Source organism: Streptomyces sp. NPDC005899, from assembly GCF_040629645.1.
GTDB lineage: Bacteria > Actinomycetota > Actinomycetes > Streptomycetales > Streptomycetaceae > Streptomyces.
Map to the genome: position 1 here is coordinate 14,141 of NZ_JBEXWB010000019.1, position 14,635 is coordinate 28,775.

14 protein-coding genes are annotated in these 14,635 nt (G+C 71.3%); 6 read left to right on the forward strand and 8 right to left on the reverse strand.

Annotation, left to right across the window (positions count from 1 at the left end):
• Positions 1-3: 3 nt before the first annotated feature.
• From ABZ371_RS04680 to ABZ371_RS04700, 5 genes are read right to left on the reverse strand one after another with little or no spacing between them, the layout of a single operon-like run.
• Positions 4-921 carry an ABC transporter substrate-binding protein gene (locus ABZ371_RS04680; protein ID WP_358673390.1) on the reverse strand — a complete coding sequence of 306 codons (918 nt, stop codon included), beginning with the start codon at positions 919-921 and terminating at the stop codon, positions 4-6.
• On the reverse strand, positions 922-1,704 hold the full coding sequence (locus tag ABZ371_RS04685; protein WP_358673393.1) for an ABC transporter ATP-binding protein: 783 nt from the start codon (positions 1,702-1,704) through the stop codon (positions 922-924).
• Positions 1,701-2,540, reverse strand: coding sequence for an ABC transporter permease (locus ABZ371_RS04690; protein ID WP_358673396.1), 840 nt, complete (start codon positions 2,538-2,540; stop codon positions 1,701-1,703). Before ABZ371_RS04690 ends, ABZ371_RS04685 begins: the two co-directional genes overlap by 4 nt.
• On the reverse strand, positions 2,537-3,550 hold the full coding sequence (locus ABZ371_RS04695; RefSeq protein WP_358673398.1) for an NrtA/SsuA/CpmA family ABC transporter substrate-binding protein: 1,014 nt from the start codon (positions 3,548-3,550) through the stop codon (positions 2,537-2,539). The genes ABZ371_RS04690 and ABZ371_RS04695 overlap by 4 nt, the downstream gene beginning before the upstream one ends.
• Positions 3,547-4,590 carry an ABC transporter substrate-binding protein gene (locus ABZ371_RS04700; protein ID WP_358673401.1) on the reverse strand — a complete coding sequence of 348 codons (1,044 nt, stop codon included), beginning with the start codon at positions 4,588-4,590 and terminating at the stop codon, positions 3,547-3,549. Before ABZ371_RS04700 ends, ABZ371_RS04695 begins: the two co-directional genes overlap by 4 nt.
• 554 nt (positions 4,591-5,144) lie before the next feature.
• On the opposite strand from ABZ371_RS04700, the gene ABZ371_RS04705 reads away from it, so the two are divergent.
• Positions 5,145-5,927, forward strand: coding sequence for an IclR family transcriptional regulator (locus ABZ371_RS04705; protein ID WP_358673454.1), 783 nt, complete (start codon positions 5,145-5,147; stop codon positions 5,925-5,927).
• 302 nt (positions 5,928-6,229) lie between these two features.
• Here the strand turns inward: ABZ371_RS04705 and ABZ371_RS04710 are convergent, their stop codons facing one another.
• The gene (locus tag ABZ371_RS04710; RefSeq protein ID WP_358673404.1) at positions 6,230-6,628 is read right to left on the reverse strand and encodes a hypothetical protein; all 399 of its coding nucleotides are present in this window, start codon (positions 6,626-6,628) and stop codon (positions 6,230-6,232) included.
• 170 nt (positions 6,629-6,798) lie between these two features.
• Here ABZ371_RS04710 and ABZ371_RS04715 point away from each other — a divergent pair, with 170 nt between their 5' ends.
• From ABZ371_RS04715 to ABZ371_RS04735, 5 genes are all read left to right on the forward strand, one after another.
• Complete coding sequence (locus tag ABZ371_RS04715; RefSeq protein WP_358673407.1) at positions 6,799-8,316, forward strand: M1 family metallopeptidase; 1,518 nt, start codon at positions 6,799-6,801, stop codon at positions 8,314-8,316.
• A 448-nt stretch (positions 8,317-8,764) separates the two neighbouring features.
• Positions 8,765-9,235: a hypothetical protein gene (locus tag ABZ371_RS04720; protein WP_358673410.1), complete on the forward strand. Its 471-nt coding sequence runs from the start codon at positions 8,765-8,767 to the stop codon at positions 9,233-9,235.
• A gap of 778 nt (positions 9,236-10,013) precedes the next feature.
• Positions 10,014-10,208, forward strand: coding sequence for a hypothetical protein (locus ABZ371_RS04725; protein ID WP_358673413.1), 195 nt, complete (start codon positions 10,014-10,016; stop codon positions 10,206-10,208).
• 346 nt (positions 10,209-10,554) lie between these two features.
• Complete coding sequence (locus ABZ371_RS04730) at positions 10,555-10,788, forward strand: hypothetical protein (protein ID WP_358673416.1); 234 nt, start codon at positions 10,555-10,557, stop codon at positions 10,786-10,788.
• Positions 10,788-11,060 (forward strand): hypothetical protein, encoded by a 273-nt coding sequence (locus ABZ371_RS04735; RefSeq protein WP_358673419.1) that lies wholly within the window; start codon positions 10,788-10,790, stop codon positions 11,058-11,060. Before ABZ371_RS04730 ends, ABZ371_RS04735 begins: the two co-directional genes overlap by 1 nt.
• Before the next feature lie 548 nt (positions 11,061-11,608).
• Here the strand turns inward: ABZ371_RS04735 and ABZ371_RS04740 are convergent.
• Positions 11,609-13,831, reverse strand: coding sequence for a SpoIIE family protein phosphatase (locus ABZ371_RS04740; RefSeq protein WP_358673422.1), 2,223 nt, complete (start codon positions 13,829-13,831; stop codon positions 11,609-11,611).
• The gene (locus tag ABZ371_RS04745; protein ID WP_358673425.1) at positions 13,828-14,238 is read right to left on the reverse strand and encodes an STAS domain-containing protein; all 411 of its coding nucleotides are present in this window, start codon (positions 14,236-14,238) and stop codon (positions 13,828-13,830) included. The genes ABZ371_RS04740 and ABZ371_RS04745 overlap by 4 nt, the downstream gene beginning before the upstream one ends.
• Between the last annotated feature and the right edge of the window lie 397 nt (positions 14,239-14,635).

The window sequence follows — 14,635 nt, forward strand, 5'->3', positions numbered from 1 at the left end:
TGCTCAAACCGCCTTCGGGCCGGAGGCGGAAAGGGCGCCGGCGGCCGCGGCGACCGCGTGTGCTTGGGCGGTGGCGACCTCGACCGGCCGGTCGATGAAGCCGATGCGGTGGAAGATGTCCGCGGCTTCCTGCTGTTCGGCGATGAACGCGTCGCTGACGCGCTCGATCTTCCACGGCAGGGCGCGCAGGGCGGTCTCCCAGTCGTCGGCGCTCCCGCCCAGGTCGGCGGCGGCGATCTCGGCCGCCGTACGGGGGTTGGCGGCCGCCCAGTCGTCGGCGCGCCGCAGGGCGCGGGTGAGCGCCTCGATGACCTCCGGCCGGTTCTCCGCGAGTTCGCGCCGGGTGAAGAACACGGACCGGTCGCTGATCACGTCGCCGGTCGGGATGAGGGTGCGCAGTCCGCCGGTCCTGCGCGCGGCCGCCAGCTGTGGTCCCTGGGCGACCCATGCGGCGATGTGTCCGTCACGCAGCAGCTGCTCGCTGTGGTCGGTGCTGCGGACCGCGGTGATGTCGTCGGCGTAGGAGAGCCCGGCGTCGTCGAGGGCCTTGGCGATCAGATGGGTCTGCCATGACCCGATGGCGAGGTGGACCGTGGTGCCCCGCAGGTCGGCGACCGTGCGGACGGGGCTGTCCACCGGGACGAGGAGCGCGCCGTGCTCGGGGCGCGGGGCGGACACTGCGGTGTAGACGAGGTCGTGGCCGGCCGCCTGGGCGGTGACGGGCGGGGTGGATCCGGTGCCGCCGAAGTCGATGACGCCCTGGGTGAGGAGCTCACCGGTGTGGACCCCGTTGGTGTACGGGTGGAAGGCGACCGTCTCACCGAGAGCGGCTAGCTCCTCCTGGGCGAAGCCGAGGCGGGAGAGGTGGTACAGGTGGAAGAGAGACGGGTTGCTGCTGTGGACACCGATGGTGATGGTCATTCAGATTACTCCGACTTCGGCAGTTACGGCGGGGGCGGGGGAGGGGGCAGGGGGCGACGAGGGAGGAGCGGCGGGGGAGGGTTCGACACCGAGGTCGTTCAGCAGCCGCCGGCGCAGGGCCGCGAACGCGGGGTCGCCGGGGTCCCGCGGCCGGTCGACGGCGACGGTCTCATCGGTGACGAGCTTGCCGTCGCGCAGCACGGCGACGCGGTCCGCGAGACGGACCGCCTCGTCGACGTCGTGGGTGACCAGGAGGACGGCAGGGCGGTGCTTGCGGCACAGCTCACCCACCAGGTCCTGCATCTTCAGCCGGGTCAGGGCGTCCAGGGCGGCGAACGGCTCGTCCAGCAGCAGCAGTTCGGGCTCACGCACCAGCGCCCGGGCGAGTGCCACGCGTTGCGCCTCGCCTCCGGAGAGCGTGGCGGGCCAGGCGCCGGCGTGCCGTTCCAGGCCCACTTCGGCCAGGGCCCGGAGTCCGTGGGCGGAGCGGCTGCGCGGCAGGGCGACGGTCACATTGGCGAGGACCTTCTTGGACGGTACGAGGCGGGGCTCCTGGAAGACGATGGTGCGGGCCTCGGGGACGAGCACCTCCCCTGCGTCGGCTCCGTCCAGTGCTCCCAGGATGCGGAGCAGGGTGGTCTTGCCGCTGCCGCTGGCACCCAGCAGGGCGACGAACTCGCCCCGGGCGATGTCGAGCCGGAGACCGTCGAGCACGGCCCGGGTGCCGAAGATCCGGCGCAGTCCGCGTACCCGTACGGCGGCCCGCTGCGTCGGGTCGGTCATCGTGTCCCTCCTTGCGGGGACCGCCAGGGCATCAGGACGCGTTCCAGCAGTCGTACGAGGATGTCGGCGGCCAGGCCGAGAAGGCCGTAGATCAGGATGCAGACGGCGAGGATGTCGGTGCGTGCGTAGCTCTGCGCCTGCGACATCAGGTAGCCGATGCCCGCGGTGGCGTTGATCTCCTCGGCGGCGATGAGGGCGATCACGCTGAGCGTCATGGACAGCCGCAGGCCGGCCAGGAGGGACGGCAGGGCTCCGGGCAGGACGACCTCCCGCACGATGGCGAGCCTGCTCATCCTGAAGCTGCGCATGGCCTCGACGAGCTTGGGGTCGGTGTTGCGCACGCCGCTCGACGTGGACACGTACATGGGGAAGGTGGTGGCGACGGCGATGAGCAGGATCTTGGCCGTCTCGTTGATCCCGAACCAGACCATGAACAGGGGGACCAGCGCGAGGAAGGGGATGGTGCGCAGGGTTTGGAGGGAGGAGTCGAGGAGCTCGTCGCCGATCCGGGTGAATCCGGTGGTGATACCGAGGACCAGCCCGGCGGCGAGCCCGAGGAGCAGGCCGATCCCGGACCGGGTCAGTGAGGTGGTGAGCGCGTCGGGCAGCTGCCCGTTCCCCCACAGCTCTCCCACGGCCCGCAGGACCTCCCCGGGCGACGCCAGCACGTCGGGGGTGAGGAGCCCGGTGGCGGAGGCCGCCCACCACAGGAGGAGCAGGGCCACCGGGCCCAGCGCGCGGACGGTCAGGGCGAGCGGACGGCCGCGCGACTTGCGGAGTTGGGGCCGAGGGGTGACCAGGCCCTGCGTGGCGGTCCCTTCGTGGACCGCGCTCATGTCAGCTTCTCGACGTCGAGGAGGTGGGACGCGACATCGACCTGTCCCTGGGTGACCTTCTGCTCCGCGTAGAAGCGGGCGACGGCCTCGAAGCGTTCGACGTCCTCGGGGCCGATCGGGTCGACCGTGCCGCCCTTCGCGATGATCGCGGTCTGCACCTGTAGGGCCTTGCCGGTGACGGCGGTGGGGCCGACGTCGGTGAAGACGTTCAGATAGGCGGCGGGATTCTTCTTCTCCCGGACGCTGGCGTCGTGGAGGTAGCGGTACAGCGCCTCGACGATCTCGGGGTGCTTGTCGGCGAAGCCCGTACGGACCGCGTTCAGGCTGTAGTTGTCGGAACCGACAGCGGCGCCGTCGGCGACGAAGTGGGCCTTGCCGCTGCCGATCTCGGCCACGGCGTAGGTGGCCCAGACGGCCCAGGCGTCGACCTTGCCCGCGTTGAACACGGCGGCGGTCTGGTCGGGGCGCAGATAGACCCGCTGCACCTTGTCCGCCGGGATGCCGGCCTTGGCGAGCGCCTTGAGCAGCAGGTACTCCCCGGTGCCGCCCTGGTTGACGGCGACCTTCTTCCCCACGAGAGCGGCGACGGAGTCGATGCCCGAACCGTTGCGGACCAGGATTCCCTCGCCCGCCGCGTCGGGTTCGACGGCGGTGAAGAACTTGAAGCCGGGGCGCTGGGCGAGGGAGGTGACGCCCGAGGTGATGGAGCCGGTGGCGAAGTCGAGCTGGTCGGCGTTCATGGCCTGTGCGGCCGGCGCGAAGGGGCCCGCGCTGCCGGTCCACTCCACCTTGGCACCGGCCTTGCCGAGAGCCTTGTCGAGGCTGCCGTCCTTCTTGCCGACGGCGAGGACTCCGGAGTTGCCCGGGTCGGGAATGCGCACGGTGACGGTGCTCGCGGCGCCCGTTGCGCTGTCGGCCTCGGAGGTACCGCAGGCGCTGAGAGCAAGCAGCGCAGTGACCGTGAGGAGTGCGGGTGCGATGGCCGTACGGCCCGGTCGGTGCGGGTTCATGGTGACAGTGGTCCTAGGGGTTCGGGGATGGACGTGGGGTCGGGGTGGAGCCGGGCGAGGGCGGCGGCCCTGCGCAGTGGCGCGGGGTCGGCCCACGCCGCGACGTCCACGGGCTCCGGGAGGAAACCGTGGGCGCGCAGCGCGCTCTCCTGCTCGGCGAGCAGGCCGAGCCGCTCGGCCGACAGGTCGGGGTGCAGGGTGAGATGGGTGCCCGGGCGGTAGGCGCCCGCGACTCCGTCGGCGCCCGCCCCGGTCTCGGCACCGAGGATGCGGTCGACCTCGGCCGGTTCTCCGGTGGCCCAGTCGGCCGCCCGGAGCAGGACGGCGAGGAAGCGGTCGACGAGCCCGGGGTGGTCCTCCAGCAACTGCTGGTGGACGGTGATGGGCCGGGGGGTCCCGTTGTTGACGCGGAACCGGCGCTCGGGCAGCTGGTCCAGTTCCACGGCGACCTCGGCCCCGGTCTTGCGAGCCGCTTCGACGGCGAGGGCACCCTTCACGTACACCGCGTCGACGTCGCCGCGCCGCAGCGCGTCGAGTTCGGCGGCCCACTGGCCGTGGTGCGCGTCTGCGGGGACGTCGACCAAGGCCGCGTCGTCCAGGGTCAGACCGGCGGATTCGAGGGCGCCCTGGAATCCGCGCAGCGCCATGGCCCGCCAGAAGTCGATGGCCAGGGTGTGGGAGGGCACGGCGAGCCGCAGTCCGCGCAGGGCGCCGGCTCCCGTGATCCCGGATCCGGGGGCGACCAGTACGACCTGGCGCTCCTCGATCCAGGTCAGGCCGATCAGCCGGGTCTGCTCACCACGCGAACGGGCCCACAGGGCGGGCACGTTGCCACCCTCTCGGAACAGTCCCGGCAGGGCGTGGGTGAAGTGGGCGCCACGGTCGGCGTCGGGACCGGCGTCCTGGAGGGAGCGCACGGCGATGCCGTCGGAGGCGAACTCGTCGCTGAGCCAGCGCCGGTCGGCGGCGATGCCGGTCGCGGTGGGTACGGGACAGCGGGTGAACCAGAGGGTACTGGGCAGGACGGCGGAACGCGTCATGGAGTCTTCCCGAGGGGTCGGCGAAGCAGGAGGGGCGCACCGGCGCGGCGCCGGGCACCGAGACGGGCCGCGGCCCGCGGGGACACTCCGGAAGGATCACCGGATGCGGCGGGGCGGGACAGCGGCGGGCCCGGTCGGCGCGAGCGCCGGCGAAGGGGTGAAGGGGCTGCTGGGGCTCAGCGACAGGAGGCGCTGGGCCCGGTCGGCGCGAGCGCCGGCGAAGGGGTGAAGGGGCTGCTGGGGCTCAGCGACAGGAGGCGCTGGAGACGCGTGCCAGGTCGATGTGGCGGCGCAGCGTGAGGGCGAGCCGGACCGGAGCGGTGATGCCCGGGGTCGTGGCGCGGGGGCCTGCCATGGCACTGCTCCTTTCCGTTCGCCGGTGGTGAGGGCTGAAGCCTGCCACGGGCCGCCTCTGCCCACAACTTGCTTCCCACAATGTGGGATTGACTGTAAACAGAGTGTTTCACAGGACCGTTCATCCCCATCTCCCCTCCCGTAATGTGGCAACCATGGGATCTCGTAGGTCCTCCCACACGAGCGGAGAGTGGAACGACATGACCGAGGCCGCGGCGGTGCCCGCACCCGGCGGAGCCCAGGCAGTGCTGCGCGCGCTGGACGTCCTGCACTGCTTCCACGACAACGGCCCCGACCTGAGCGCCTCCGACCTCGCCCGGCGGCTGGAGCTCTCCGTCTCCACGGCCCACCGTCTGGCCCGCACCCTTCTCGGCGCGGGCTTCCTGGAGCAGGACGCGCGCACATCGCGCTACCGGCTCGGCCCGGCAGTGACCGAACTGGGCCGGCTCTCGTACCACCAGCGGGGGCTCCACCTGGCCGCCCCCGAACTGACCGACCTGGCGCAGCGCACGGGTGCGACGGCCGACCTGGCGCTACGCAGCGGCCCGCACGCGGTGATCGTCGCCGGCGGCTCGGTCACCCCGCACACCGGGTTGCGCAGGCCGCTGCACTCCACGGCACTGGGCAAGGTCCTGCTGGCCTGGGCCCGGCCGGGCGAGGGCGGACCGGCCGCACTTCCGCCCCTGCGCGCCTTCACCGACCGCACGATCGTGGAACCCGACCTGCTGCAGGCCGAGTTGGCGCGGGTACGGACCCAGGAGTACGCGCTCAACGACGGCGAGTCGGCGCTCGGGGTACGCACCCTGGCCGTCCCCGTCCTGGACGGATCCGGCTGCGCGCGCTTCGCGCTCGCCGTGCGCGCCACCCCGTCCGTGATCACGGACGAACGGACGGGCTGGTTCCTCGAACAGGCCCGATCCTGTGCGCGCGCCCTTGCGGTGCTGCTGCTGACTCCGGCCGAACGTCGCCCGCCCGCCCCGTGACGGACGGCTCCGGCAGGTGCACGCGCGACGCTGTACCCCGCCCGGGGAGGGCTTGCCCAAGCCTCCAGGCGCCGGTGGCGCCGGTGGTGCCGTCGGCGTTGAACGTGGCGGCGGTTCCGTTGCCGCCGGGTTTGCCCGGGCACACCGGGCTCGCGGCGCCGCCCGCACCACCTGCTCCGCCCTTGTGGCCGCCTCCGACGGTGGAGGCTCCGCCGTTACCGCCCTTGCCGCCGGCGATACCGGCGCCCGCGTTGCCCACGCCGCCCACACCACCCTCGCCGCCGGTGCCACCGAGGGTCGCACTACAGGGTGTCGGCGCCGTTCTTCCCGTCGATCGTGTCGTTCCTCCCGAGTCCGCAGATCACGTCGGCGGCGTTCGTGCCGTTCAGCGTGTCGTGCCCGGTGGTGCCGGTGATGGTGCATCCGTTGGCGTTGTCGACGGTGGTGGCCTCGGCGTCGGAGTTGTTCCCGGATGCCGGGTCGTCCTGGTCGGCGTCAACGCGACGTCCCAGGGAAACACGCGGAACCTTCCTGGTCGGAGCGCCACTCGAAGCCCTGTTCAGGAAGGACCGCCGCGACCCAGGGCGCGACCCACAGGAGACCGAGGGTGCGACCCAGGGCACGACCCGCAGACGGCCACAGGGGGCGCGTGCGGCGGGCGGTTCGGTCCGCCGGGCGGCCCGGTGAGGCGGTCCGGTCACGTGGACCGCTCGTGTTGGCCGAATGACGATCGTGTGACAGGAGGGGCCATGGACATGACCGATGCCAGGAGAGCTGAATAGGGTCGCAACGATCTCGGAGTCCGGGCCCGGCGCGGTGACCCCCGTCCGCCGGGCCACGGCCCCGTGCGCCCCTACGACTTGGAGTCCTCGTGTACCGCAGACTCATCACTCCCGGCGTGCTCGCGGCCGCCCTCGTGCTGGCGATCCCGGCATCGGCGTCCGCGGGCGCCCCGGGTCCGTCCGCCGCCCGTACCTTCTCGCCCGGGGCGCCGGGCATCGGTGACCCGTACTACCCGGACCACGGCAACGGCGGTTACGACGTCTCCCACTACGACCTACGCCTGAAGTACCAGCCGGAGACGGACCTGCTGGAGGGCACGGCGACGATCCTCGCCACCTCGACGCAGGACCTGTCGAGCTTCGACCTCGACTTCGGCCTCGCCGTGAGCGAGGTGCGCGTCAACGGCAGGAAGGCCACGTACGCACGCGAGGGCGTCCAGGAACTGCGGATCACTCCGCCGGCCGGTCTGACCAAGGGGGCGGCCTTCACGGTCGTCGTGCGGTACGCGGGCAGGCCGTCAGAGTTGCAGCTGTACGGCTTCACGTCCTGGCAGCGCACGCCTGACGGCGGTGTGGCGGCGAACGAGCCGGAGGCGGCGGCCTGGTGGTTCCCCTCGAACGACCACCCGCGGGACAAGGCGACGTACGACGTCTCGGTCGCGGTCCCCGACGGCACGCAGGCGATCTCCAACGGTGTCCTGCAGTCGCAGTCGTCGAAGCTGGGCTGGACCCGGTTCAACTGGCGTTCGGCGAAGCCGCAGGCCACGTATCTGGCCACCCTCGCCATCGGGAAGTTCGACCTCACCACCGACACCACGGCCGGCGGCCTGCCCGTGGTCAACGCCTACAGCAAGGACCTGGGCGGCAACTACGGCGCCGCGCGCGCCAGCGTGGAGCGCACCACAGAGGTCGCGGAGTGGCTGGAGACGGTGTTCGGGAAGTACCCCTTCGACGCGCTCGGCGGCTATGTGCCGAACGTGCCGAGCAGCTTCGCCCTGGAGACCCAGACCCGGCCGTTCTACAGCCCGAAGCAGTTCGCCAACGGGTCGAACGTCTCGGTCGTCGTCCATGAGCTGGCGCACCAGTGGTACGGCGACAGCGTCTCGGTCGACACCTGGCGGGACATCTGGGTCAACGAGGGCTTCGCGCGCTACAGCCAGTGGCTGTGGTCGGAGAAGGAGGGCGAGGGGACCGCGCAGGAGCTCGCCGACCACGTGTACGCGCAGCACCCGGCGGACGACGCGTTCTGGACGGTGAAGCCGGGCGACCCGGGGGCGGACAACCAGTTCCACGGCGCCGTCTACGACCGGGGCGCGCTGGCGATCCAGGCGCTGCGCAACGCGGTCGGCGAGGACGACTTCTTCGCCATCCTCAAGGGCTGGCCGCAACGGCACGCGTACGGCAACGCGAAGGTGTCCGACTTTGCGCGCTACGCAGAGGAGGTGTCGGGCCGGCCGCTCGCCGCGCTCTTCGACACCTGGCTGTACCAGCCGTCGAAGCCCACCTCACCCGCCGCCCGGCAGGCGGGCGTGTCCCCCACCGGAGACCGGAAGGCCCCGAGGTCGTGGAAGCGGATCGCCGCGACGAACGGGCTGCACGCGCACTGAGCGACCGTGTGGCCGCACCGCTCCGCCGCCGGTCTCATCCGGTGGCGGAGCGGTGCCGGGCCCGCGCGTGCAAGCCCGCCCGTACTGCCGGCTGGTGGCCCCTGACAACCCGCCGGAGCGCCATGCGTTCGACCACGTCGACATCTCCGCGCGGCCACGACCTCCTGGTACACCAGCACGAGGCATCACAACGCCGCGTTCCGACCCCCGCACAAGCCTGATACTGCTCTGCAGGCTGCTGCTCGCCCGGGTGCAGCTGCGGGAGAGCCTGTGGAGCACGTGGCGGCGGCGGCCGAGTTCGACAGAAGTCGGAGGTACACCGCTCGTGGCGGCGAACTGCAACCCCATCGTGGGGAGGGGGCTCCACTCGACCCGTCAGTTCCCCACTTCTACGGCACGGCCACGACTACGACACGCACTACCTGACGGGATGAGGTGAGATGTGCCCGTGACCCATGATCCGCAAGTGCTCTGCCTGCTGCACTGGCACGGTGAGCCGCCCTACGGGCTGACCGCGCTGGGCGTCACCCCGGACCGGCTGACCGAGGCGGAGGAGAAGGCCGCAGCGGCCCTGGCCGGCCTGGCCCTCCCCGCCTCGTGGGCGGACGCGCACCCGGCACTGCGGCGGCACCTCGTCGCCGCGTGCCGGCCGGTCCCGACGGCGGGTCTCCGGCACGTCACGGACGACCGTCCGGCCCTCGACGAAGGCCGCGCCCGGCACGACTGCCTACGCGCCCTGACCGCCGAGTGGCCCGGCACCGAGCCTCTGCCGACCGAGGAGGCCGACCGGCTGCCGGGGCTGACCGCCCTCACCCGGCTGACCGCCCTGGTCTGCCGGATGCCGCCGGAGGTGTGGCCGGAAGCCGAGGAGGACCTCCTCGACATCTACGACACCTACACGGTCGGCACCCTGCCATAGCATCGACTCGGCCGGTCACCGGGACGGGCGCGGCGACCGGCAAGGAAGGGAGGAGCGGCGCCCCGGCAGCCTGGCGGTGCTCCGGTGGTCGTCGTGGTAGTACGTGCCGGCCCCCGCCCCGGTTCGGGTACACCGCGGCTGCGGACACCTGCGACTTCACGGGCGGGTCCGTCACCTCACCCGAGCCCTGCCGTCCCAGCACGCGGCCTCTTCGCCACTCGGGCCGCCGGCGCGTGTGACGGGCCGATGCGGCCGTCATCGCCGAAGGGCTCCAGGAGCCGTACTTCAAGAACGACGGTCGCCGCGCCGCCGGACTCCTCGTCGAGCACACCGACAGGCGAGTGGGCTCCCCCTCCTGCACGCCCCGTCGCAAGGTCGCGATGTCCCTTTCTGGGCCGCGCGTGTGCGGATGTGCTGGTTTCGGGACTGATGCAGGAGGTTGCGGTGTCATGCTGGGGGTGTGGAAGGGGCCAACGTCGTTGGCCGCTGTGGATGTTAGCTCCGCGGATCTTGAGAGCGTTCTCGTGCGCGATTCGCGGTCCCTGTCGACCCGCGCGGTCACTGGAGCCGAGTTGGACCGGCCCGGAGCTCGGTGGCCTGAGGAAGACCAAGGAAGATCGCGATACCGAAGGGGCGGGGCGGGGCTGGGGAACGAAGCGGTCACGCGACATCGGCAGGGTGCTGGGCAGGGTGGTGCGGGCCGCTCCGCGCGGTGTCGGGCCGTAACGGACCGGGCAGGCCATGGGCGAAGGAGCGGTGATCACAGAGGGGATGGGCGATGACGAAGCTCGGCCAAGGGGCACTGTTCCTGTTCTACTACCTCGACGTTGTCGCTGTTCTCGCCATCGGGGACTGGGTTTCCGATGTGGGCCCTCTGCTCTGTGGCAGCCCGGTCGCTTTCGTCGCTGGGTTTGTCACCCAGGCGGTACATGACGTCTATCGGCGACGTGCGGAGCGCAACGCGCGTCTGTAAGAGCCCTGTAGGACAGCGCAGCCCGGGAACCGCGCTGGACGTAGTGCAGAAGGCTCCGCGCCGCGCTGCCGGGCGGTCCGACGTCGACGGCGAACGATCCAGCATCGATGTCACCGGACAACTGTCACGCTGTTTGTCACGCACCTCCGACGCGGCTGTCACGCTGCCGGCCGGGCCCTGAACCACGGGGCCGACCCCGAATTTCGGCCTCGCACCGAACAGCGTGACCATCCACCCGATGCGACTACGGAGCGCAACCGGTGCCATTTCGGCGGGAGCGGTCCCCGGCCCGTGTCCCCGGCGATACCGTGGTGAGCAACGTCAGTTCTGCCCTCTGGAGCCCTCGATGAGCGAACAGCCGGCCCCCACCGGCACTGCCGCCCGGCAGCTGGAGCCCGCGGCCGCCGACGCGGTCCGCGCGTACGCGGCCAAGACCCGCGCCGACGCCGACCGGTTCGCCGCCGTCCTGGAGGACATCGCCACCAACGGCCTGCCCGACCCCGAACAGTGCACCCCGTGGGAGGAGCTGCGCGAGGCCCACCTCGCCCGCCTCGCCGCGCAGCGCCCGGCCGTCGCCTGATGCCCAGGCAGCACGGCCCCCGCCGTGCCCGGATCGCGTTCTCCGACTCCGCCGCGAAGCAGCTGGAGAGCTTGACCGGCGAGGCGGACATCCACGCCCTGGACCGCGCCTTGGTCGTCGTCTCCGTGGACCCCGAAGCCGGCGAGCCGATCCCCGGCGACACCGTCGGCCCCCAGCTGCGGGAGTACGCCGACGAAGTCGAGCGCGTCCGGCTCCTGTACTGGGTCACTGCCCTTCGGACCGTGGTCGTCGTCGCCTACCTCGAGGTATGACCCGCGACGTCCTGGACGAGGCCCACCGGGTGCTGCCGGCACGGCCGACCTCACCGCATGTCCATCGGCTGGTGAGGAATGGCTCGCGTAAAGGGAAGACCTAGGACTGACTGACCTGATGACGGGCGGGCTCTTCCTCGCCCGCCGAAGGCGGAGTACCGGAAGTACGGCCGGGCGGGCCACCGGGCCCGCGACCCGCCTTGCACCCTGACCTACGAACGCTGCGCCGGCGGCTCCGTTGCGTGCCGTCCGAAGACGGCCTTGTGTGAGTGGGCGGTGGGGTGGCAGCCGGGTGGGCGTCAGCGGAATCGCGGAGTGGATGTCCTGGTAGCGGGCGCCCGACGGGGCTGTGGTCGCTGTCATGGGGTGACCAAGCGGACGCTGTGACGGGTCCAGCAGGCTGGTTGCCGGCTGTCATGGCTTTCGCTGTTCCTGGGCGGATCAGGCCCGGTGGCAGACGGCGTCGGTGCGGACGACGCGAGTGGAACCCTCCCCGGCACGATCGACCCCAAGATCGTCCCAGCCGGTCAGCGAACGTGACGACGTCCTCAGCCGGGCTCGGTGGCGGTGAGGACGAGGATGGCCTGGTCGTCGTCGATGCCGTGGTCGCCGGTGAATGTGTACACGGCCTCGGCGACGGCATCGATCAGGTCCTGCGGGGTGGGCCTGTCAGGTGTGCCGGTCAAGGCATCAGCGAGGCGTTGGTCACCGAAGAATTCGTCGTCGTGGCGGCGTGCTTCGGTGATGCCGTCGGTGTAGAGCATCAGGCTCTCGTTCGGGCGCAGATGCAGGCTGCGAGGCTCGAGGTGGATGTGGGGTCCGATGCCCAGCAGAGTGCCGGGTGCGTCAACGGCGCGAACGGTGCGGTGGTCGTCCAGGTGGAGGGGGAGGGTGTGGCCGGCGCGGACGAGTTCGATGTCGAGACCCGTGGAGGTGGGGGTGAGCTGTCCGTAGACCAGGGTGACGAAGCCGGTGCCGTGTCCGGCGGGCCGATTGATCAGGGCTTGGTTGACCGCTTCGACAACGGCCTCGGGGCCCGGGACGAGAGGGGCGACGGCGCGGGCAGTATGACGGACCAGGGCGGTGGTGGTGGCGGCGATGGCGCCGCGTCCGCAGACGTCACCGAGCATGAACGCCCACCGGCCCCCCTCCAGGGGAAAGACGTCATAGAAGTCACCACCGATGTCGAGTCCCTCACCGGCGGGGTGGTAGTAGGTGGCCATGTCCGCGCCGGAGACCCGGGGCAGGTCGGGCAGGAGGAGCCCAGCCTGCAGGTCGCGGGCGAGAGCGGCGCGGTGGGTGTACTGGCGGGCGTTACGCGCAGCCAGGGCGGCACGGGCGACAAGCTCTTCGGCCAGGGCGATGGTGTGTCCGTCGAAGACGTGGTCGCCGGTGGACAGCAGTGTCACGGTGCCGAACGCGTTGCCACGGTCGAGGAGGGGGATGCACAGGTAGCCGGTGACGCCGAGGTTCTGCCAGGGAGAGGGAGCTGGGCCGGTGGGGGCGCGGCGGGCGACCTCGGTCACGCCGGAGGCCAGGACGCGGGTGATGGGGTCGTCGGCGTCGTGGGCGGGAGTGTGGGAGGCGAGCAGGTCCTGCTGCCTCTGGGTGCGGGCGGTGGCGGCCACGCGGTGCACCCGGCCGCCCTCGACGACGTCGACCGCGCACAGGGGCGCCAGACGCGGGGTGCAAGCGTCGGCCAGGCGTCTGAGGGTGTGGACGGCGTCGAGGTCGGCGCTCAGGGTGGTGCTGGCGTGCAGGAGGAAGGCCAGGTCGTCACGGGCGGCCTTCTCACGGACCTTGGCCGTCCAGTACGCCTGGTCAGCCTGGTGGCGTTCGATGGCCAGGGCTGCGGTGTCGGCGAAGATCTGGGCGAGCGCGAGGTCGGCGTCCTGCGGCGAGCGCGGGACGCGGTGGTACATCGCGAAGGTGCCCAGCAGTGAGCCGTCGCTCGCCAGGATCGGGGTGGACCAGCAGGCGGCCAGGCCGGCCTTGTCGGCCAGGTCGCGGTAGTCGTCCCAGAAGGGGTCCGTGGCGATGTCGGTGACGACCACCGGTCTGCGGCGGTGCGCGGCGGTGCCGCAGGAGCCGACGCCTTCACCGGTGGCGATGCCGTCGATGGCCTGGTTGTAGAAGTCGGGCAGGCTCGGTGCGGCGCCGTGCCGCAGATGCCGGCCGTCGGCGTCGGCGAGCAGGACGGACACCAGCATTTCCTCGGGTGTGAGGTCCTGGATCGCGCGGGCCATGCCTTCGAGCACCTCGGAGAGCGGGGCCTGACGGGCTATCTGCTCCAGCAGTGCCCGGTGCTCGGCCGTCAGCCGCTGCGCGTGCTTGACCTGGGTGGTCTCCACCCCGATCATGCGTACGCCCATGACGTTGCCGCCGGCGTCCAGGCGGGGTTCGTAGGTGAAGTCGAAGAACGCCTCACGGGCCTTCGTGCCTTCGCCCAGTACGACCCGGGCGTCGCGGCCGGTGTAGGGCTCAGCCGTGCGGTAGACCCGGTCCAACAAGGTGATGAAACCCTGTTCGACGAGCTCCGGCATCAGCTGTCCCAGCGGTACACCGGTGCGGGTGCGCTCGAGCCCGCCGATCGCGGTGAAGAACGCCGGGTTCGCCGCCTCCAGCATGTGTGCCGGGCCCGCCATGGAGGCGAAGACCGCCATCGACTGCCCGAACAGCGCCCGCAGATCATGATCCGTGTCCGTGGCAGCAGTACGTGCCGTGGGTGCCTGGGCGGGCGGGTGGGCATGCTGGTGCGGTACGCCCGTCATCCGTCGTGCTCCTCGCCGGTCCGTGCTCTGAGGTCGGCGCCGGCCCCGACGGTACCGAGAGCACCCCTGTGCGTGTCGAGGGCCTCCTCGGTGTCGGTGTGCAGGCAGAAGAGCTGGTTCAGCCCGGTCAGCACGAACAGGCGGTCGAGGAAGGCGGGCACCCCCGCCAGGCACAGGACCCCGCCTTGCGCGGCCAGCCGGTTGTGCAGCTTCAGCAGTGCGCTGATGCCGGTCGAGTCGCAGTACGTGAGGTGGGAGCAGTCGACCACGACCGTCCCTGCTTCCCGCCCTGCGGCCAGTTCCGTTTCCTCGGCCTCGTACAGCTGCACCACGCTGTGGAAGTCGAGATCCCCGCGCAGAGCGAATACGACTGCCCGCGTGTCCCGCCTGACGTCTACCGCGAACACTTCGGTTTCCTCCACCTAGGATTCTCAGTGATGCCCATGATAAGGAGTGGCCCTCACCGTGGGGAGTGCGGGCCGGTCAGTTCCATCCCCCTGGGATGATTGCATTGCCCCAAACACCGCCGAACAAGGTGAAATGGGCGTAATCGCTCGGTGGCCGGTGCGGCATGCCCTCCGGATCATCGGGTATGCAGGTCACCAGGACATGGCGCCCCGTATCTGCCCGGAGACCCGTGCGGTGCGCCGGAGCTGCTTCGGTACCTCGTGAGCGGGCGTTTCCCGTTTCCTTGTGCGGGGACGGCTGTCGCGGATGCGGCCGATCCTTCATTCACCCCAGTGCCGTGGGGAGCCTGTCCCGCCTCACGTAGGAACAGTCATGTCGTGAGGCGAGGCAGGCTTC

Excerpts from the sequence above, each read along its gene's own strand:
- ABZ371_RS04735 (WP_358673419.1), top strand. The coding sequence starts at position 10,788 with ATGCCCAGGCAGCACGGCCCCCGCCGTGCCCGGATCGCGTTCTCCGAC.
- ABZ371_RS04705 (WP_358673454.1), top strand. The coding sequence starts at position 5,145 with ATGACCGAGGCCGCGGCGGTGCCCGCACCCGGCGGAGCCCAGGCAGTG.
- ABZ371_RS04685 (WP_358673393.1), bottom strand. The coding sequence starts at position 1,704 with ATGACCGACCCGACGCAGCGGGCCGCCGTACGGGTACGCGGACTGCGC.
- ABZ371_RS04695 (WP_358673398.1), bottom strand. The coding sequence starts at position 3,550 with ATGAACCCGCACCGACCGGGCCGTACGGCCATCGCACCCGCACTCCTC.
- ABZ371_RS04725 (WP_358673413.1), top strand. The coding sequence starts at position 10,014 with ATGACGAAGCTCGGCCAAGGGGCACTGTTCCTGTTCTACTACCTCGAC.
- ABZ371_RS04690 (WP_358673396.1), bottom strand. The coding sequence starts at position 2,540 with ATGAGCGCGGTCCACGAAGGGACCGCCACGCAGGGCCTGGTCACCCCT.
- ABZ371_RS04730 (WP_358673416.1), top strand. The coding sequence starts at position 10,555 with ATGAGCGAACAGCCGGCCCCCACCGGCACTGCCGCCCGGCAGCTGGAG.
- ABZ371_RS04740 (WP_358673422.1), bottom strand. The coding sequence starts at position 13,831 with ATGACGGGCGTACCGCACCAGCATGCCCACCCGCCCGCCCAGGCACCC.
- ABZ371_RS04700 (WP_358673401.1), bottom strand. The coding sequence starts at position 4,590 with ATGACGCGTTCCGCCGTCCTGCCCAGTACCCTCTGGTTCACCCGCTGT.
- ABZ371_RS04680 (WP_358673390.1), bottom strand. The coding sequence starts at position 921 with ATGACCATCACCATCGGTGTCCACAGCAGCAACCCGTCTCTCTTCCAC.